At 63.2% G+C, this 19,860-nt stretch carries 19 protein-coding genes and 1 riboswitch; of the genes, 7 read left to right on the plus strand and 12 right to left on the minus strand.

Annotated elements, in window-relative coordinates; translation table 11 throughout:
* Positions 1-16 precede the first annotated feature (16 nt).
* The 6 genes from KF712_11365 to KF712_11390 all read right to left on the minus strand — a co-directional run bounded on the left by KF712_11365 (position 17) and on the right by KF712_11390 (position 5,351).
* Positions 17-664 (minus strand): hypothetical protein, encoded by a 648-nt coding sequence (locus KF712_11365; protein MBX3741583.1) that lies wholly within the window; start codon positions 662-664, stop codon positions 17-19.
* Positions 665-796: 132 nt separating this feature from the next.
* Entirely contained in the window at positions 797-1,141 is a 345-nt protein-coding gene (locus KF712_11370; GenBank protein ID MBX3741584.1) for an aspartate 1-decarboxylase, read from the minus strand.
* Between the two features lie 39 nt (positions 1,142-1,180).
* On the minus strand, positions 1,181-2,101 hold the full coding sequence (locus KF712_11375; protein ID MBX3741585.1) for a hypothetical protein: 921 nt from the start codon (positions 2,099-2,101) through the stop codon (positions 1,181-1,183).
* A gap of 3 nt (positions 2,102-2,104) precedes the next feature.
* Positions 2,105-4,081 (minus strand): TonB-dependent receptor, encoded by a 1,977-nt coding sequence (locus KF712_11380; GenBank protein MBX3741586.1) that lies wholly within the window; start codon positions 4,079-4,081, stop codon positions 2,105-2,107.
* A 19-nt stretch (positions 4,082-4,100) separates the two neighbouring features.
* Positions 4,101-4,691, minus strand: a complete 591-nt coding sequence (locus KF712_11385; protein ID MBX3741587.1) for a hypothetical protein — start codon at positions 4,689-4,691, stop codon at positions 4,101-4,103.
* Positions 4,692-4,826: 135 nt separating this feature from the next.
* A riboswitch (cobalamin riboswitch) is annotated at positions 4,827-5,051 on the minus strand.
* Positions 5,052-5,192: 141 nt separating this feature from the next.
* On the minus strand, positions 5,193-5,351 hold the full coding sequence (locus KF712_11390) for a hypothetical protein (GenBank protein ID MBX3741588.1): 159 nt from the start codon (positions 5,349-5,351) through the stop codon (positions 5,193-5,195).
* Positions 5,352-5,474: 123 nt separating this feature from the next.
* Between KF712_11390 and KF712_11395 the strand changes: the two genes are divergently transcribed.
* Positions 5,475-5,687, plus strand: a complete 213-nt coding sequence (locus KF712_11395) for a hypothetical protein (GenBank protein ID MBX3741589.1) — start codon at positions 5,475-5,477, stop codon at positions 5,685-5,687.
* 96 nt (positions 5,688-5,783) lie between these two features.
* Here the strand turns inward: KF712_11395 and KF712_11400 are convergent, their stop codons facing one another.
* Entirely contained in the window at positions 5,784-6,164 is a 381-nt protein-coding gene (locus tag KF712_11400) for a hypothetical protein (protein ID MBX3741590.1), read from the minus strand.
* A gap of 152 nt (positions 6,165-6,316) precedes the next feature.
* On the opposite strand from KF712_11400, the gene KF712_11405 reads away from it, so the two are divergent.
* Positions 6,317-8,296: an FAD-dependent oxidoreductase gene (locus KF712_11405; GenBank protein MBX3741591.1), complete on the plus strand. Its 1,980-nt coding sequence runs from the start codon at positions 6,317-6,319 to the stop codon at positions 8,294-8,296.
* 288 nt (positions 8,297-8,584) lie between these two features.
* On the opposite strand, the gene KF712_11410 is transcribed toward KF712_11405, so the two are convergent.
* The 5 genes from KF712_11410 to KF712_11430 all read right to left on the minus strand — a co-directional run bounded on the left by KF712_11410 (position 8,585) and on the right by KF712_11430 (position 16,034).
* On the minus strand, positions 8,585-9,844 hold the full coding sequence (locus tag KF712_11410) for a hypothetical protein (GenBank protein MBX3741592.1): 1,260 nt from the start codon (positions 9,842-9,844) through the stop codon (positions 8,585-8,587).
* Between the two features lie 455 nt (positions 9,845-10,299).
* Positions 10,300-12,681: a phenylalanine--tRNA ligase subunit beta gene (pheT, locus tag KF712_11415; GenBank protein ID MBX3741593.1), complete on the minus strand. Its 2,382-nt coding sequence runs from the start codon at positions 12,679-12,681 to the stop codon at positions 10,300-10,302.
* Between the two features lie 101 nt (positions 12,682-12,782).
* Positions 12,783-13,799, minus strand: coding sequence for a phenylalanine--tRNA ligase subunit alpha (gene pheS, locus KF712_11420; protein MBX3741594.1), 1,017 nt, complete (start codon positions 13,797-13,799; stop codon positions 12,783-12,785).
* Between the two features lie 187 nt (positions 13,800-13,986).
* Positions 13,987-14,799, minus strand: coding sequence for a sugar nucleotide-binding protein (locus KF712_11425; GenBank protein MBX3741595.1), 813 nt, complete (start codon positions 14,797-14,799; stop codon positions 13,987-13,989).
* Positions 14,800-14,879: 80 nt separating this feature from the next.
* Complete coding sequence (locus tag KF712_11430) at positions 14,880-16,034, minus strand: beta-lactamase family protein (protein ID MBX3741596.1); 1,155 nt, start codon at positions 16,032-16,034, stop codon at positions 14,880-14,882.
* Between the two features lie 92 nt (positions 16,035-16,126).
* On the opposite strand from KF712_11430, the gene KF712_11435 reads away from it, so the two are divergent.
* The 5 genes from KF712_11435 (at position 16,127) to KF712_11455 (ending at position 19,858) form a co-directional block, all read left to right on the plus strand.
* Entirely contained in the window at positions 16,127-17,356 is a 1,230-nt protein-coding gene (locus tag KF712_11435; GenBank protein MBX3741597.1) for a polysaccharide pyruvyl transferase family protein, read from the plus strand.
* Between the two features lie 7 nt (positions 17,357-17,363).
* Positions 17,364-17,756, plus strand: a complete 393-nt coding sequence (locus tag KF712_11440; protein MBX3741598.1) for a VOC family protein — start codon at positions 17,364-17,366, stop codon at positions 17,754-17,756.
* Positions 17,757-17,805: 49 nt separating this feature from the next.
* Positions 17,806-18,303, plus strand: coding sequence for a hypothetical protein (locus KF712_11445; protein MBX3741599.1), 498 nt, complete (start codon positions 17,806-17,808; stop codon positions 18,301-18,303).
* A gap of 289 nt (positions 18,304-18,592) precedes the next feature.
* On the plus strand, positions 18,593-18,847 hold the full coding sequence (locus KF712_11450) for a hypothetical protein (protein ID MBX3741600.1): 255 nt from the start codon (positions 18,593-18,595) through the stop codon (positions 18,845-18,847).
* 60 nt (positions 18,848-18,907) lie between these two features.
* A complete protein-coding gene (locus KF712_11455) occupies positions 18,908-19,858 on the plus strand; it encodes a phosphotransferase (GenBank protein MBX3741601.1) in 951 nt (316 codons plus the stop codon).
* Positions 19,859-19,860 lie beyond the last annotated feature (2 nt).

Below are 19,860 nucleotides of genomic sequence, written 5' to 3' on the forward strand. Positions count from 1 at the left end.
GCCGCCGTGGAGGCGCTTACTCGGACGCTTTCCCGGGGGTGACGTCCTCACCACCCGGAGGCAGTGGAGGTGGCGTGGGCGCAGGTGCCGCCCCGGGGGCGGCGGGTGCCGTGGCGGGAGAGGTGGAGGGATCCCCGGCAGCGGCGGGAGCGGGCGGAACAGGTGCGGAAGGATCCACCGAGATCACCGGAGGAACGCCTCCCGGAGGCACGTCCGTGGGAGTCATGTTCGGCAGCGGCTCGACCACCCCACCACCGTCAGGGAGCGGAGGGTAGACGACCATGCCGCTGGTATCCACCGGTGCCACCGCGTTCGGATCATGGACCATCACCGCGGGAACGAAGCCGACCTCACCGCTGTCCAGCTCCACCTTGACGTAGCTGGAGTCGGAGGAGATCACCTTCATCGAGGTGTTGCGGGCGAGAAGCTTGTCGGCATCCGCATCACCCTTCGGCCGCTTGTTGAAAAACGCGGTGTTGTCGATGGTGGCGTGCACGAATTGGCCGGCCTTGAAGGCGGATACGGTGCCGACTCCCGTGCGGACCGAGCCACCGGCGGCGGACAACGGGTCGAAACTACCGCTGGAGGTGAGCGGGGCGTTCATCGACGCGCAGCCCACAAGGGCGAGAGCGGCGGTAGCGGAAAGGACCGGTATATACTTCATACTCCCGGGAAACCTGCCACGGGAGTTATGGTGGGTCAATTTGTTTAACCCGAGGATGGACGGAGCGCGGACTTCAGTCCGCTTGGCTTCGCTGGCCGGATTCTCCGGGGCGGACTGAAGTCCGCGCTCCATTCAGTTCCGGCGGATGATGTGGTTCTCCTCATCAAGGAGGATCTTCTTCGGCACGACCGGCACATCGGACAGGGCGAAGGCCATGATGGCCACCCGCTCGCCTTTCTTGATCCGGTGGGCGGCGCCGCCGTTGATGATGATCTCCCGCGCACCGGGCACGCCCGCCTGCACGTAGGTCTCCAGCCGGTTGCCGCTGGTGATGGAGGCGACCAGCACCTTCTCACCCTCCCACAGGCCCGCCGCCTCCATGAGCTGGGTATCGATCTCGATGCTGCCTTCATAGTCCACATCCGAAGACGTGATCATGGCGCGGTGCATCTTTGACTTCAGGACTTGGCGAAGCATGCGCGGAAGGAATCCGCCGATCCCCCGGCAGTCAAGCGATTAGTCCAGACGCACCACCCTCCAGAAGCGCCGGGTTTCCGCGGGGTCCACCGGGGCGGGGAAGAGGGTGGTCCCGGAAAGCGGGCTTCCAGCCACCTGTTCCACCGGCTGCCAGCTCTCCGCGGGATCAAGTGTTGTGGATGTCTCGATCCGGTAGCGGCTGCCGGGATTGCTCTCCCACTCCAGCGTGAAAACCGCGCCACCGGCGGCGGCACGGGTGACGCGGAACGGACCGTCGTTCTGGTGGATCACGCCGATGGCGTCCAGGTCGAAGCCGCCGGAGCCCTCGACCGGCCATGGATCATAGATCGGTTTCCCGCGGCTGTCGGTGGTGGTTCCATTCCCGATGATGTCCACGATCCTGACGAACCGCACGTTCTCTTTGTCCAGCAGCGGGGCGTCCAGGATTTCCGCAAGGTCGAATGGCGTGCCGAAGCCGCCGCGGTATTTCCCCGCCAGGTTGTGGATCTCCGTGGCGTCGATGCCGCCGAAGCCGCCCGCGGGTTCCACCGTGTCCGAGATGGCCGGAAAACGGTAGTAGTTCACCCCGTCACTGGACACCTCCACGAAGGCCAGTTCCAGGAAGGTATGGTTGAAGGAGTTCTCGAAAACGGCGAAGTCCGCGCCCGGGCCGTTCCGGATGGGATGGGGGAAATAGAGCGTCATCCTGCCGCCATTCCCCAGCGTCACGATGTGCATGGGATCCGTGCCGGCAGGCCCGAGGGCGAGCCCCGGCGTCTTCCATACATCGTCCACATCGGTGCCATACTGCGGAGGGAGGTATCCGTTCGCCCACGCGACGAAGCGGGGGTCCGTGTGGCTGATGGCCGTGGAACCCGGAGCCCCAGCCGGAGGTGGGAAATCCCCCGCCCCTGCGGCCAGCGGCCACAGCGCGGAGAGAATCAAAAGCGCCTTCTTCATGTGTCAGAATTCTTTCCGGATGCCGATCTGATACTGCCTGCCGGCCGCCGGATACCAGACTCCATTGTATTTAACCGTGGCATACCGCTCATCGGTGAGGTTGTTCACGCGGCCATAGACGGACCATCCGTCGCGGCCTTCCCAGCGTAGCATGAGATTGGCGGTGGCATGGGACGGCAGCTTCGGCCGGTTGTTCGAAAGGTCGTTCCCCTCGAAGGAACTGCCGGTGTATTGGTATTCCGCCTGCACCAGCCAGCGGTCCAGCGGACGCCAGCCCGCGATGGCGGAGAGTTCATGCCGCGGGACGAGGTAGATTTCCTTTCCGGAATACGGGCCGGATTGCTGGCGGGCATCCAGCCAGGTGTGGCGGAGCTGCAGGTCCCAGCGGGCGGAGTTCCAGCCCAGCTCCGTCTCCACGCCGTGGCGGCGGGTTTCCGCGAGGTTCACGTTCAGGTTCCGCAGGTAGTCGTAGGCGATCTCTCCGTCGAGCCACTGGACGAACCCGTTCAGCCGGAACCTCCAGCCGCCCTTCCGCCATTCACCGCCCAGTTCGACCTGGTGGCCGGTTTCCGCTTCCAGGCGGTCATTGAACGGCTCCGCCATGGGAAAGCCCTGGTAGGAGGCGATCTCATCCGTGGAGGGCAGGCGATAGAGCCGGTCATAGCGCAGCCACGCGTCCGCGGCGTCGCCTTCCCAGCGGAGGCCTAGTTGCAGCGCATGGTTCAGTTCGCTGCCTCCCCTATCGAAATTCAGGTCCGGATCCCACGGAAAGCGGATGCTCTCCGCGCGGGCGTCCACCCGGGAGCGTTCCAACCTGGCCGCAAAGCCGAGGTGCCATCTTTGCCATGGCTCCCAGTCCACCGCGGCGGATGCCCCATAGACCATGCGCTCCAAGTCAGCGACCGCCGTTTTCCTCTGCCGCTGGATCTCCCGGTATTGGGTAAGGTCGAGCGAATCATACCGGAAGTTCAGCCCGGCCCGGACGTCCAGCCCATCGGTCCGCCAGCTCCATTCCGGGCGGAAGGTGACGGAATCCAGCAGGTTGTCCGTGTGGGATCCGGGGCCGAAATTCCATGCCTGGTCCCGGCGGGACCACGCCAGCGGCAGTTCCACGCCCATCCCCTGGCCGCCCTTCCAGCCCAGATTGACATCCGCCTTCCACTGTTCCTGTTCGGAAAAATATTGGTCCTCCTGACCGGCCTGCACGTAGATGGACTGCCGGGGATCATCCCTATACCGCGCCTCCGACAATGGGCCGGGAAAGCCGCTGAGTTCATCCGACCAACCGATACCGGCATCCACCTCCCATCCGTGGCCGAGCCGCCGGTCCCACCGCAGGTGGATGGACTCCACCTCGCTCATCGCGTTGTCCCGCCAGCCGTCGGAGAAGTTCCTTTCCAGATCGACGCGGATGCCGTCCGCGCCGTACCGGCCACCGTAGCCCAGCCGGTAGATGGCAAGTCCATCACTGCCCCCGGCGGCCTCCAGATAGCCGCTCCCCTTTCCCGAGGGGGTGCGGGTGACCAGGTTGATCACGCCCGCCGCCGCATTGTCCCCGAACCGGGCTGTCTGCGCGCCCCGCAGGATCTCCACACGGACGATCCGCGAAAGCGGTACCTCCAGCAGGGACACCGCCGCCATGTCCGGGCGGTTCACCGGACGGCCGTCCACCATGACCAGCACACGGGATGACGAATTTTCCCCGAACCCGCGGAGGTGCAGCGCACCCGCCGCCGCATTTCCAGAGGTGCTGGTCAGCCGCACGCCGCCTTTCACCGCCAGCAGTTCCGCCACGGAGCGGACTCCGGAGGAGATGATCTCCTCCTCACCGATGACGGTCGCGTTCCCCGCGAAGTGTGATGGAAGCACAGCCCCCCGCCATGCTTCCACCACGATTTCAGGCATCACTTCCTCGCCCGCGGCGGAAGCCACGGCGAGCAGGAGCGCCGAAAAACCGGCGAGGCTGGAAGATCCCGCCATCGCGAAAGGTTTTCTGGTCTCAGGCAGCCCTGCGTCGGCGCCAGATCAGCGCGCCTCCCATGAGCACCATCACGGAAGCGACAGGCTCCGGCACGGGATCCACGCTGGGGATATCCCCGTACGCGCCATACACCAGACCATCCCAGGATCCCGGGGCCACCACACGGAAAGGGGCGGAAACTCCGCTGCCCTCCGACCATGAGCCTTCCGCAACGGGGACACCGGTCGGATAGCCCGCCAGTCCGCCCGCCACGGACTGCGTCCAGTATGGCGAGTAGGTCGGTGCCCCGGTGTTGGTCTCCGTCACACCCAGCCAAGTGATGGCGCTGATGAAATAGTTCGGCTCCTGCGGCGTGCCGAAGTTGCTCGCGCTGATGGAAAGGTCGCTCTCCGCGGAATCGATGATCTGGAGCAGGCCCCAGGTATCCAGCGGCGAACCCGTGCTGTAAGTGTAGTAAATCTCGTAGGTGCGGCTCCCGATGTTCGGGGACTCCAGCACGAGGTAGGACACGTCCGGACCGGATCCGAGGATGATGTTGGCGGCTCCGGCAAGGCTGGCGGAGAACAGGGTGCACGCGAACGCGAACACCCTGATGGTGTTGATTTTCATATGGTCTCTTCTGGTTCTGTGGATGACCCGGACACGAGAAGAGGAACGCCCGGGCGCATGGCACACGGTCATTCTCCGTCCCAAACCCCTCTTGCGCGGAAGGGCATACGCGGCGCCGCATCCGGATGAACGGCACCGGGACGAACGAGACGGGGTGAAGTATTCGGACTCCCGACTGTGGAGGAAACGGAATCTCTTCCGTCCCTCCGCCTCCTTCCCGCCTTCACCTCCGCTCGCACGGAGATTGGCTGTATGGGAATTCGTTCGTCGGATACCGCAGCGCGACTGTTCCGGGCTCTCACCGGATTCCATGCACCCCGCATCAGGTCATCGGCAGGGACCACACCAGACCCCGGGGCATCATGCAAGCGCGTAGATTTTGCAGGGTATCATCCGCCGGGAGGGAACGGAGCGCCTCGTCCGTCGTGTGCATGGACGGGGACATCCATGCTCCATTCCACAGACAAGGCCTGTCTGAAGACAGCACTCCCAGCGTGCGGCTCACCAGATCCGCCGGATGCCGTAGGCATCCAAGGCCGGATCAGCCGAAATGATCCCCAACTGCCTGTTGGTGGCTTGGGAGACCAACATCCGGTCAAAAGGATCGGCATGATGCTTCGGAAGGTCCTGCACAAAACGGCAGTCGTTGATGCCGGGCACCAGAAGAGGAACATTCACCCTTTCCAAGGCTTCCGGGTAGCAGGTGTTCCAATCCGAACGCACATGGAAATCGAAACGCTTCCCCGAGAGCTTGATGGCGATCTCCCATAAGCTGACGAGCGAATGGAATATGGGAAGATCCCCGTCAATGGCATCACCCGCCGCACGGGAAAGACGGGCATCACCATGCAACATTTAGAGGAGCGCATGGGTATCCAGGAGCCAGCCAGTGACGGCCGCAATGAGCTTCGAAAGTTGGGTTTTCGCCTCATGGATGGAAACCTGCACGCGCACTATTTGGCCATGATGGCTAAGTTTGTCAAATCAACGCCATAACGAACGGAGCGCCGGCTTCAGCCGGCTTGGCTTCGCTGGCTGGATTCTCCGGGGCCGACTGAAGTCGGCGCTACCAGCGTGTGACCCAGCGGACCTTCATCTGGAGACGGACGTCGCAGCATCATGGACGCGCTTCGTTTTCCAGAGCAAAAAGAGATTCACCAGGCTGATCAGGAAGATCCACGCGCCGGTCTGGAAGATGGCGGTTGTGAAGGACCTCATGGTCTCGACGGACGAAACCATCACCCTTTCTCCCGATTCCATGAATGTGATTACGGACTCGTGCAGACCCGCGGTGTAGGATTTCCCGATCCTCTTTTCCATTTTCGCGCTCACCTCGGTGACAGAAGTATTGAGGAGATCTCTCTCCATTTTGTATGTCATGGTATTTGCCGCAAAACCCACACCGAACATCACCAACGTGATGAACAGGGTGAGAATGTTCAGCGCGATGAGCCACTTGACCGGATGCTTCATGGAGCGGGAAGAAAACGCCCTTTCCGCTGGAACGACAAGCCCGCGGATCGATCCGACGGGGATCTCCCGGAACTTTTCCCCGTCAGATATCACGGGTTCCGGCTAATACATCCATGGAGCCTGCTTCCGAAAAGCCCCATGCCCAGCAATCCATGAAATTTCCTCTCATCCTCTGCACCGCCATCCTGGCGACCCCATTGTCCGCCGCGCCCCAGACGCCCAATCCCGGCCTGAAGTACTACTACCCGGTGCCCGCCGCGAACCCCGCGCAGGTCATCCAGGCGGACGTCTGCGTCTACGGCGGCACGCCGGGCGGAGTCTCCGCCGCGGTCCAGTCCGCCCGCATGGGAAAAAAGGCGGTGCTGGTGGTCATGCGCCGCCACGTGGGCGGGATGACCTCAGGCGGCCTCACCGCCACGGACATCGGCAACCGCAAGGCGGTCGGCGGATTCGCCAATGAGGTCTATGGAAAGATCGGCATGACGGCCGGATTCCGGCCATCCCAGGCGGAGGCGGCTTTCCTCCATTTCCTGAAGGAGGCCGGAGTGGAGATTTACTATGAACACCGTTTGAAGGACGTCGTGAAGGAGGGCAACCGGATTACCTCCATCACCTTCGAGAACGGCAACAGCGTGAAGGCGAAGATGTTCGTGGACTCCACCTATGAGGGGGATCTGTTCGCGAAGGCCGGTGTCTCCCACCACGTGGGCCGGGAGTCGAACGCGACCTACGGGGAAACCATCAACGGAATCCAGTTCCGGAACGCGCACAACTTCAACGTCAGGGTGGATCCTTATGTGAAACCGGGAGATCCCGCCAGCGGCCTGCTGCCCGGCATTTCCGCCGAAGATCCCGGAAAGGCCGGAGACGGTGACAAGAAGATCCAGGCCTACAACTTCCGCTTCCAGCTCTGGGACGGACCGGACCGCCTGCCTTTCCCGAAGCCGGACGGCTATGACCGCGGCCGCTTCGCGCTGTATGAGCGCTACCTGAAGACCACCAAGACGCCACCGGCCCCGTTCAGGCTCCGCAACGGTGACTGCAACAACGTCGGCGGCTACTCGACCGACAACATCGGCGCGAACTATGCCTGGCCGGAGGCGGACTATGAAACGCGCGAGAAGATCTTCCAGGACCACGTGAACTACCAGAAGGGGCTGGCCTACTTCGCCACCAACGATCCGGAAGTTCCGCAGGGCGTCCGCGACAGGATGAAGGCCTGGGGCCTGATGCCGGGTGAATTTCCGGAAACCGGCGGCTTTCCGCATGAACTCTACGTCCGCGAGGGCCGCCGCATGATCTCCGACCATGTGATGACGGAGGCGGAGTGCCGCAGCATGAAGGTCGTGGCGGACTCCATCGGACTGGCCGCCTACACCATGGACTCCCACAACTGCCAGCGCGTGGTCATCGACGGCGCGGTGCGGAATGAAGGGGACGTCCAGGTCCGCGTCCCGCGCCCCTACCCCATCAGCTACCGCAGCATCGTCCCGAAGGAAGCGGAGTGCGCGAACCTCCTTGTCAGCGTCTGCCTTTCCTCCTCCCACATCGCCTATGGTTCCATCCGCATGGAGCCGGTGTTCATGATCCTGGGGCAGTCGGCCGCAACGGCGGCGTCCCTCGCCATCGATGGCAAGACGTCCGTCCAGAAAGTGGACTACGCGAAGCTGAGCGAACGCCTGCTGGCCGACCAACAGATCCTCAAATGGGATGCCCCGCCGCTCAGCGCGGAGGAGACCGCCGGCGCGCCGGAAGGCATCGAGGTGGATGACACCGCCGCCGCCAAGACCGGAAAATGGAATGAGGCGACCTCAGGCAACTACCTGCATGACGCGGACAAGGACAAGGGCACCAAGTCCATCACCTACACCCCGGATCTGCCGAAGGATGGCAACTACGACGTGTACATGACCTGGAAGAAAACCGGCAACCGCGCGACGAACGTGCCGGTGGTCATCACCGGAGCCAACGGCGAGGTGGCCGTGACCGTGGACCAGCGCAACAAAGGCGGTTGGGTGAAGATCCACTCCGGGCCGTTCAAGGCCGGAAAAACCTCCAGCCTGACCCTTTCCAACAAGGGCACCGACGGCCATGTCATCGCGGATGCGGTGCGCTGGTCGCCGGTGAAATGAAGGCGGGCATCCGTGGGACGGGCAAATGCCCATGAATCCGCCCGTTCGCTCCATGAACTGACACCTGATCTACGCATCCACGTAATGCCGGTGCGTCCGGTTTTGTGACATTGTTTTTTTGTCAGCGCGACGGACGCCCCCCACCGGAAACGCCGACAACATCCCCCCAAAAAGAGCGTTCCCCCCGACGCGACACCACCGGCAGAGAAGTCCCCCCGCTACTCTGCCGGTTTGCTTTTTGGCAGGATGACCTGTGGTATGATGCTTGATCGCCGCCCGGCTCTCGCCTCAATCCCCACCCCGCATCAGGCGGCCTGTGGGATCGATGCGGTCCACTGTAACGAACATCAGCACCCGGGATCCATCCTCACGACGCTGCACCAAGAGACGGGTCGAGCCATCGTCGGAGTAACCTTCCGAGCTGAGATCCGCCGTGCTTCGGAAGGAAGCGGCACTGATCACCTCCCCCGGGCTTTCATCCAGCGCGGTATCCAGATAGCCAACCGTGGCCTCTTGTCCGAAGCCCACTGCGCCGCCCTTGAAGTCGATGACCTTCCCCACGTTCCTGCTTTCATAGCCATTCCCCACCGGGTAGATGACCTCCCGGATCATCTCGACCGTCGCGGGTTGACCATCCTTGGCCATCACCACCGGCAGGGTGGTGAAATTCACCCCGGAGTCCTGCGACATCCCTTGCAGCAACCGGGCGATATCCTGCGACGAATAAATCCCGGGAGTGATCTTCTCCGCATCGAACCCGGCGGGAATCTCCGCCACCTTTGCGGTGTATTTAGACTGCACGGAGGGCGCGTCATCCACCATCCGGGAAAGAGCTTCCAGCTTTGCGAAATCCGCAGGGCTTGCGGCATCGATCCGCAGTTCGCGGTGGGAGGTGTCGAAGGTGATCTTCGTGGCCGGATCCAGCTTCACCCCCATCGCGGCGAGCATCCTGAGAAGAGCCTCGGTTCCTCCCAGGCGGATGGAACCATCCTCGCGCTTCTCGGGCGTGGTTCCTGTGAGATCCATCAGACGCGGGATGAGGTCGTAGGAGATGGCCACCTTGCCGGCAACAGGCCCGCTGCCATCCGGCATGGGTGTGAATGTGTAGCTCAAGCCGCTACGGGTCACCTGCATGCCGGCTCCGGCCGCGAGCATCCGCAAGGCATTGCTGAAGTTCCGCCCCGCCAGCGTCATCCGCAACCGGGTTCCGTCGTCCGGCGGAACGTCGAACGTGAACGACAATGGAATCTGCCCCGAGCGCCTGCAGGCATCCATATAGGCGGCCATCAGCTTGTCGAGCGCCGCCCCGAGGGCGAGACCGTCGATCTCGAGGCGCGGCAGGATGAAATGCACCAGTTGTTCCGGCCGGTGTACTTTTCCTTCGACACGCTCCTTGCTGCGGAATTTCACCACGCCTGCCTCATCCCCCACCGCCTCCAACCCGGTACCGGTGGACTTCCGTGCGGAACTTGCGGCAGGGAGAAAAAGGTAATCTCCACCGGCAATCCAGAGGATCGCCAACAGGCCCACCAGCACGAGCACAGACAAGGATGCACGTTTCACATGCTGAACCTGAATCAGACCATGGGTCTCTGGCAAGCTCCGGAATCCCCATGAATCCGCCCGTTCATTCCATGAACTGACGCCTGATCTACGCATCCGCGTAATGCCGATGTGTCCGGTTTTGTGCCATGGTTTTCTCGTCAGCGCGACGGACTCCCCCCGACCGGAAACGCCGACAACATCCCCCCAAAAGAGCGTTCCCCCCGACGCGACACCACCGGCAGAGAAGTCCCCCCGCTACTCTGCCGGTTTGCTTTTTGGCGGGTAGCGGTAGCCGATCGGTCCGATGCGTCGAAGCTGAAAGGCGGAACCTCTGGCAGAAGGGTTACTTCCCCTCCCCAAACGCAGGAAAGCCACCGCGGGCAACGCGGTGGCTTCCTGGAATGAATGAATACGCCGATCTGGAAACCAGCGCTCCCAGCGGGCTTTCTCCAGCAGTCTCAGCGGAACTTCACGCCCAGGCCGGTGGTCAGTGCGGAGAGCACCTTCTGGTGCGCGGCATCGACTTCCTCCGCCTTGAGCGTGCGGTCCGCGGCGCGGTAGTGGAAGCGGTAGGCCACGGACTTGCGGTCGGCGGGGAGTTTCACGCCGGTCGGGTCGGTGAAGACGTCGAAGCATTCGGAACCGGTCAGGAGCGGCTCGGCGTGCTTGGCGATCACCGCCTCGATCTGGGCGTTGGCGGTGGCGGCGGGGATCTCCATCGCGGCGTCGCGGGACGAACCCGGGAACTGCGGCAGGTCCTCCACCTGGGTGATACCGGCCAGGAGCTTGCGCACCTTCGCCAGATCCAGCTCCGCGACATACACGGCGGAGTTGAAGTCGAGCGCGCGTTCCTTCGCCAGCGAAAGACGGGCGAAGACGCCGATGTTCTGGTCATCCACCTTGATGTCGCTGCCGAGCGCGAAGCCATCGCGTTCCTTCGGCACGAAGCGGATGGTGCGGTTCGGCAGGATGGCACCGAGGATGCCCTTCAGGTCATAGAGATCCGCGGTGCGGTCGGTCTGTGCCCAGCCGCCGGTGTTGGTGCTGCCGGAGACGAGGATGGCCAGCGTTTCGCTTTCCTGGTCCTTCGCCTTGCCGCCGCCCGCATTGCGGAACACGCGGCCCATTTCGAAGAAGCGGAGCGCCTTCTGCTGCTGGCGCACGTTGCGCGCGGCGCTGGCGACCAACCCGGGGACGATGCTGGGGCGCATGACGGCGTGGTCCTCGCTGAGCGGGAGCTTCACGCGGATGATGTCGCCATCCTGCAGCGGGCGCAGTGGCAGCGCATCGGCCACCTGGGCGTCAGAGATGAGCTTGATGGTCTGGCACTCGTAGAGGCCGAGCGCGGCGAGGCGGCGGCGCAGGACCATGTCCGCGTCATACGCCTTGTCCACGGTGCTCTGCGGCACGAAGGCACCGAGGAAACGGGAGGGCACATTGTCCAGTCCGTGCACGCGGGCGATCTCCTCCACGAGGTCGATGTGGCGCTGGAGATCGGCACGGAACGACGGGACATCCCAGGTGCCGTCGGTGAGTTTCGACAGGCCCAGACGGGTGAGGATTTCCTCCGCGGCATCCAGTGAAATGGAGCCACCCATGAGCTGGTTGAGCCGTTTCTCATCCAGTGCCACCGGCTTCGTCAGCTCGGGTGCGGTACCGGAGATGAAGGTCACGCTGGCATCGCCACCCGCGGTCTCCAGGATGAGCTTCACGGCCAGCGCGGAGGCGGGCAAGACGCCCTGCGGATCGACCCCGCGCTCGAAGCGGTAGGAAGAGTCGGAGGAAAGCGCGGTGCGGCGGGAGGTGCGGCGGATGCCCTGCGGGGCGAACCAGGCGGACTCCAGCAGGATCTCCGTGGTTTCCTCCGTGACGCCGCTCTCCGCTCCACCCATCACGCCGCCGAGGGCGAGCGCGGCTCCGGATTCATCCGAAATGAGGAGGTCGCCGGAAAGCAGTTCGTGCTTCGAGTCATCGAGCGCGTTGAACACCTCGCCGTCGTTGGCGTGGCGGACGACGATCGCGCCGCTGACCTTCGCGGCGTCAAAAGCGTGCAGCGGCTGGCCGAGCTCGTGCAGCACGAAGTTCGTTATATCGACGACGTTGTTGATCGGGCGCAGGCCGATGGATTCCAGGCGCTTTTTCAACCAAGCCGGGCTGTCCTGAACCTTCACGCCCTTGATGCGGACGGCGGTGTAGAGCGGGCAGGCATCCGTGGCATTGATGCGGACGACGGAGGTGTCTTCGGAAAACTTCTCCACGGCCGGGATTTCCAGCGGCAGGAAAGGCGTGCGCAGGAGGGTGGCCAGCTCCCGGCCCATGCCGCGGTGGCTCAGGAGATCCGGGCGGTTCGGCGTGACTTCCAGTTCGAGCAGGACGTCGGAGTCGAACATCTCCTTCACCGGCTTCCCGATGACGGAATCCTCCGGCAGGATGAGCAGGCCGTCCTCGCCCTTCGGCAGGCCGATCTCCTCCGCGGCGCAGAGCATGCCACGGGAATCAACACCGCGCATCTTCGTCTCGTCGATGGTGAAGCCGCCGGGCAGCGCGGCGCCGGGCAGGGCGCAGGGCACCTTGTCCCCGACCTTGTAGTTCTTCGCACCACAGACGATCTGCCGCAGCGTCCCCTCGCCCACATCCACCTGGGTGACCTTCAGCTTGTCCGCGTTCGGGTGCTGCACGGCCTCCATGATCTGCGCGACCACGATCTTTTCCGAGGCGATGCCCTTCGTCTCGATGCCTTCGACTTCAACACCCGCGAAGGTGAAAAGGTCATCGATCTCCTTGATCGATTTTCCGGAGAGATTCAGGTGGCTGCCTAGCCAGTTGAGGGAGGTTTTCATGACAGGAAGAGGGAAATTTTATAAACCACGAATGGACGCCAATGGACGCGAATGAAGGATTCTTATTGGCGTTGATTCGCGTTCATTCGCGGTTCTTTTTATCAGGCGAATTGTTTGAGGAAGCGGACGTCGTTTTCGATGAGGAGGCGGATGTCCTTGATGCCCCAACGGATCATGGCGAGGCGGTCGAGGCCCATGCCGAAGGCGAAGCCGGTGACCTTTTCCGGATCGAAGGCGGTGTCCTTGCGGGAGGCGTTGAGGGCGGCGAAGACGGCGGGGTCCACCATGCCGCAGCCGGCGACCTCGATCCAGCGCGGAGCCTGGCCCTTGACCTGGAGCTTCACGTCGATCTCGAAGCTCGGCTCCGTGAACGGGAAGAAGTGCGGGCGGAAGCGGACCTCCGTGGAGGTGCCGAACAGCTCGCGCAGAAAATACTCCAGGGTGCCCTTCAGGTCCGGCAGGGAGACATCCTCCGCGACGTAGAGTCCTTCGAGCTGGTTGAAAACGGAAAGGTGGGTGGCATCGATCTCATCCCGGCGGTAGGCGGAGCCGGGGGCGATGATACGCACGGGCGGGGTCTGAGTCTCCATGGTGCGCACCTGCACGCTGGAGGTGTGGGTGCGGAGGAGTTTTCCGGAGTCGAAATAGAACGTGTCCTTCTCGTTGCGCGCCGGGTGGTCGGCGGGAGTGTTCAGCGCATCGAAGCAATGGAACTCATCCTCGATCTCCGGGCCGTCGGCGAGGGCGAAGCCCATCCTGCGGAGGATGCCGATGGCCTCGTCACGGATCTGGGTGAGCGGGTGGAGCGCACCGGTGAGGACCGGGCGGGCAGGCAGGGTCACATCGACTCCGTCGAGCGCCTTGCGGTCAGCGACTTCCTGGAGGGCCGCCTGCTTCTCTTCCAGTGCGGTGGTGATGGCGGCGCGGGCGGCGTTGAGCGACTGGCCGAAGGCGGCCTTTTCCTCCTTCGGCACATCCTTGATGCCAGCCTGGGCCAGGGTGAGCGTGCCTTTCTTGCCCAGCACCCCCACGCGGGCGTCTTCGAGCGCACGCTCGTCTGCTGCGTTGGCGATGCGTTCCAGGGCATCGGTCTGGATGGAGGCGATGGACTCGTTCATGGGAGGCGGACGGCTTAGCCGGTTATTCCGGGGCGGTCAAAGGCTTTGAAATGGGGAAGGCAGGGACGTCTCTCCGAGACGTCCGGTGGGTGGCGGCGGATTCCGGGCGGAAAGCCCCTCCTTCCCCCCCATGCAGGGGTTGCTTGCGGCTCTCCCCCGCCGGACGCCATGGAATGGCATCCCTGCCTCACAACGTCTCCGCCACCGAGGGAACCGCGTCCAGAAATGACGGAAATTCCGGCTGCCAGCCGGTGTCCCGCAGCTTCGCCGCTGAGACTTTCTTGTGGGTCCAGCCGCGCTTGCGGTCCGGGTCACGAGGGCCGGACGACGGAACCGGTTTCCCGAAAATCTCCGCCAGCCGCCGGTAACATTCGCCCTGCGGCATCGGGGTGGAATCGCTGACGTTGAAGACTCCGCGAAGATTTTCCGACGCCAGGTGGAAAACCGCCCGCGCCGCATCGTCCCGGTGGATCTGGTTGAGGAAACGCCTGCCGTCCTCCTCGATGACCGCGTCCCCGGAGAGGAATTTCTTCAGAATGACGCTGCGCCCGGGGCCGTAGATCCCGGAGAGCCGGGCGACCGTGCCCCCGGCATCCAGCACCACCTTTTCCGCGGCGAGCAGGAGACGCCCGGTTTCCCGCTCCGGGATGGCAGGGCTTTCCTCATCCACCTCGGAACCGTCCGTCTGGGCATAGACGGAGGAACTGGAAGTGAAAAGCAGCGGCACCCCGGGAAATACGTCCGCCAGATTCCGGCAGCCATCGACATACACCCGCTGGTAGGCGTCCGGGCCACCACGGCCGGAGGCGGCGCAGTGGACGATGAAATCCGGAGCGGCATCCGCCAGCCCACGCACGGAGAAAAGGTCGCTGACATCCGCCGCACGCGAACCGTCGCCGCCGGAGAGGGAGACAGGGGTGACCTCCCAGCCATGGTCGCGGAAGACCTCTGAGATCCTGGCACCGAGGTAACCTGCGCCGATGAGCAGAACGTGTGGCATGATGTTTTCCTATTCCGGAAGAACGGGGCGGGACGCCCCGGCAACGGACTGGGGCAAGATGCCCCAGTCACTTTCCAAGATCACTTCGCGGCGGCGGCCTGGAATTTCCCGCGCAAGCCGGAGTTGTCGCCGTTGCCGATGTTCGTGTGCTGGATGATGAGCACGGAGTAGCGGCCCTTCACCGGATCGATCCATGCCTGGGTGCCGTAAGCCCCGCCGTGGCCGTAGGAACCGGGGGAAAGGGATGCGGTCGCGCCGCCCGGATTCACCACCCGGATCCAGCCGATGCCGTAGGCGTTCCCCTCGACGAAGCCGACCTTCTCCAAGCCGTCCGTGCGGGACTTCGTCATCTCCTGAATAGACTCCGGCTTGAGGAAACGATGGCCGTTCGCCTCGCCTCCATTGAGGACCATGGCGAGGAACTTGGAGAAATCCTCCGCGGTGGAGAAAAGGCCGCCGTTCGCACGGGGGTAGCGGCTCTTGTCACCGTAGTCCTTGCCCGCCAGCACGCGCGGCACCTCCACCTCCAGGCCCGCGTCCGTCTTCTTGTAAGCCAGGGCCAGACGCGCCACCTGATCCGCGTTGGGATAGAAGGAGGTGTCCTTCATCCCCAGCGGGCCGAACAGGCGCTTCTCCAAGAAGTCGGCGAAGTTCTGCTGGGACACCACCTCCACGATCCTGCCTCCGACATTGATCCCGGTCTGGCAGTAGGCCCACTTCGTCCCGGGAGCGAATTTCACCGGCCGGGTGGCGGTGAGTTTCATCACCTGGTCGAGGTTGGTCAGGTCCGCTTCCTCCTCCTTGGTGAGGTCCTGCAGCCCGGCGGTGTGGGACATGCACTGGGCGATGGTCACGGTCACCTCTTTCCCCTCCGCATCCTTCAGATCCTTGAACTCCGGCAGATACTTCGCCACCGGGTCATCCAGCGAGATCCGCCCCTCCTCCACCATCATCATGACCGCCACGCCGGTGACGGGCTTCGACATGGAGGCGATCCACGCGACGGAGTCCGTCTTCATCGGCCGCTTGGTGGCGATGTCCGCCAGACCGGTGGCCCCTGAGGAAAGCACCTTCTCCTTCGAGCCGACGATGGTCACCGCACCGGCCACGTCCTTCGCCTCCACCACCCCCTCGCGGAACGCGGAAAGGGCGGCGTCGAGCGAACCAGGGGTTTCCTTCGCCAATCCCGTGCCCATACAGGCGGCGGCCAACATCATGTGGAATGTCCTCTTCATCGGTTTCCCATGGAGTTACGCAAGAACGGGGCGGATGGCAAAGTTTATAACCTTGCCATCACCTCCGCCTGCTCCCCTAGTTTCGCAAACTCATGAACCGCCGTCATTTCATCGGAACCGCCCTCGCCGCCGCCATCACCTCATCCGTCAGGGCCGCTGACGGGAAACAGCCGCATATCCTCCTGCGAAACGGCTGGCAGAGCATCAACATCGGAGACATCGCCCACCAGATGGGCATGCTGGAGCTGCTGGAAAAGCACCTGCCGGATGTGAAGATCAGCTTCTGGGCGAGCAACCTGGAGCATGGAGCGAAGGAACTGGTGCTCCAAAGGTTCCCGAAAACCATCATCCTCGAAGGGGCGGACGCCATCTCCGCCGCGATCAAGGAGTGCGACTTCATGCTGCACGGCTCCGGCTCCGGCTTCGTGGCGCAGAAGGACGTGGGCCGCTGGCAGGCGGAGACGGACAAGCCCTACGGCGTGTTCGGCATCTCGTTCTTCAAGAACAACCCGGAAGGCATCAAAATCCTGAATGGCGCGAAGTTCGTCTATTTCCGCGACAGCGTCTCCATGCAGACGGCGAAGGACCAGGGTCTGACCACCCCCATCGCGGAGTTCGGCCCGGACTGCGCCTTCGGCGTGGTCACGCTGCGCAATGACGCCGCGGCGGATGCCTACCTTTCCGCGAATGGTCTGGAACACGGAAAGTTCCTCTGCTGCATCCCGCGCTATCGCTGGACGCCCTTCTGGACGGTGAAGCCGGGCCGCGCGTTCGACCCGAAGAAGGACGCCCGCAACCAGGAAATGAAGGACCACGACCATTCCCAACTCCGGGAGGGCATCATCCAGATCGTCACGCAGACGGACATGAAGGTCCTGATCTGCTGCGAGGACATGACGCAGATCCCGCTGGGCAAGGAAATGATCTACGACAAGCTGCCGGAAGAGGTGAAAAAGAAATGCGTCTGGCGCGACAAATACTGGCTCACCGATGAGGCGCTGAGCGTCTATAACCGCTCCGCCGGACTCTTCGGAAATGAAATGCACAGCCCCATCATGTGCATCAGCAGCGGCATCCCGGCGATCGTCTGCCGTTTCGATGAACAGACCACCAAGGGCTTCATGTGGCGGGACATCGGCCTGGATGAGTGGCTGTTCGACCTCGACGATCCGGAAAAATACAAGCTCATCGCCTCGACGATCCTTTCGCTGGCGAAGGATCCAGCCGCAGCGAGAGCGAAGGCCGCGAAGGCACGGGATTTCGTTTTTGCGAAGCAGGCGGAGGAAATCGCCACGCTGAAGAAGTCACTGCCCTCCGGCTGACACACCCATGAGCAACCCGGCACGCCTCACCGCATCCGCCCCCGTCCTTCTGGTGAAGGATGTGGTGGCGGCTGCCGATTTCTACCGGGACACGATGGGCTTCCACTACGAGCGCTTCTGGGGTGAGCCGCCGACTTTCGTGATCCTCCACCGCGACGGAATGTACGTGATGCTGCGGCAGGCGGAAGATCCCAAACACGTCGTCCCCCACTGGACGGTGGCGGACAAACTATGGAACATCTATTTCTGGGTGTCCGATGTGGATGCCCTCCACGCCGAGTTCGTCTCACGCGGTGCGGTGATCGACTACGGACTCTGTGACCAACCCTATGGATGCCGGGAATTCGGCACCCAGGATCTGGACGGGCACGACATCGGCTTCGGCCAGACGATGGATTAAGACAAACGGGGCGTCCGCTCCGCGTGCTCCATAACCCCTACCCGCCGGAATGCCATTTGCCATCGAGCTGAGATTCGACCCGGAATCGGAAAGACGCATCCTGGAGATCTGGCAGGAAGCGGCGCGTCTGTATGGAACCACCTATCTCACCGACCACGGCGTCATCCCACATCTCACACTGGTGACCGGGGATGCGGGCCTGCGTGATGCCTTCGGGCAACTGGAGTCTCCCGCCGGGGTGATTTCCCTCCATGGCACCGGATTTTTCGCAGGGGGCAACGTGACATTTCTGAAGCCCGAAATTTCAGAGGAGATCCACCGGTTCCATGCCGCGGTATGCCGTATCGCATCCGATCTGGGCGTCCCGGTGGACTTCCATTACCTTCCGGAAAACTGGGTTCCGCACTGTACGATCGCTATTGACTGCACCCGCAATCTGGAAATCCCCATTTCAAGCCACCTGTTGGAAGCCTCCATCCACAGCCTCATTCTGGTGGAGTACCCGCCCACCCGCTTGATCGCTGAGAAAACGACGCAATCGACGTAGAGGAAACCATCTCCGGCGCTGACATGCTCAATGGCCACACGATCCTGGACGGGCTGATTTTCCGGGACCGTCCGCTCACTGGCGAAGGATCCCGCTGCGGCGAAAGCGAAGGCTGCGAAGGGAGGAATATCCTTATGGCTCTACGGTTTGGCGGCAGGTGTTTGGTGAATTGCCGATGCCGTCGATGGACAAGAGTGTCCATCCTCCTTACTTACGCGAACAAGGGAGTGTGCTGGCGGCGCTGTGATGGTATCTTCCCCGCATCGCCACGTGGCTTTCCCTGCCCGCCATGAATGATCCCTTCCAGTTCGATTCGCTCTTCCGGAGCGGCGGTGCCTTCGATGGTTACAACATCCTCGCGGGCCTCATTTTCGGCACCATCGGCTGGGGGGCGCTGCGTTACGGACGGGCGCTCGAGCGGTGGAAACCGATCGTGATCGGCCTTGCGATGATGATTTACCCGTATTTTTTCTACAACCGCATCCTGCTGTGGGGGATCGGAACGGGTCTGGCGACGCTCCTGTGGTTCCACCATGACGAGTGACCGGGGGTCCGCATTTCCCTTGTCACGGCGGGCTTTTTCCGGCCTAGACTGCCCCCGCCCATGCCGACCGACGCGATCCTCTCCACCGCCCGACAGTTCCTCGAGGTGGACCCGACCATCCCCGTGACATTGGAGCCGATCAAACGCGGCGCGTCCGGCCGGACCATCGTCCGCATCAAATCTCCGGTGCATGAGCCGTTCATCGGGATCCACTGGACGGACGAGCGGGCGGACAACAAGCAGTTCGTCCCGGTGGCGCACTTCCTGAAAAAGGCCCGCCTGCGGGTGCCGGATATCCTGCATGAGAGCGCCAAACGCCGGGTGGCCCTGGTGGAGGATCTGGGGGATGTGGACCTGCTTTCACTCAAGGACCGCCCGTTTTCCGAACGCCTGCCGTTCTACCGCTCCGCGCTGGAGCAGGTGGACAAGCTGTTCTACGCGAAGCCACCTAAGGATTTCGAACTGATGCCGCCGTTCGACGCGGCGCTCTACCGGTGGGAGCAGAACTATTTCATCGAGCACCTGGTGGAAGACTTCCTCGGCATGGACGCCACCCCGCTGAAGGGCCACCCGGCGCTCGCCGCGCTGGCGGAAAAGCTGGGGACGGGGGCGCGCCATCTGGTCCACCGTGATTTCCAGTCGCAGAATCTCCTGATCAAGAATGGCGACGTGTATCTGATCGACTTCCAGGGGCTGCGCCGGGGCCGCCAGGAATATGACCTGGCCTCGCTGGTCTTCGACCCCTACCTGAACCACTCCGCCGGTGAGCGCGAGCAACTGCTGGCACTATGGGAGGACATCGCCGATGAACGTCCGGAAACCACGCTGTTCCACCAGTGCGCCGCCCAGCGGCTGATGCAGGCGCTGGGCGCCTATGGTAACATCCTGAAAAACCGTGGAGATGAATGGTACCGCCCGCACATCGCAACGGCGGCGAAGCTCCTCCGCGAAGTGACCGCGGGCACGGACCTCGAAAAACCACTCGCCCCTTACCTGGCGGCCATCCCCTGACC

The organism is Akkermansiaceae bacterium (genome assembly GCA_019634595.1).
In the GTDB taxonomy this organism is placed as follows: Bacteria; Verrucomicrobiota; Verrucomicrobiia; order Verrucomicrobiales; family Akkermansiaceae; genus Luteolibacter.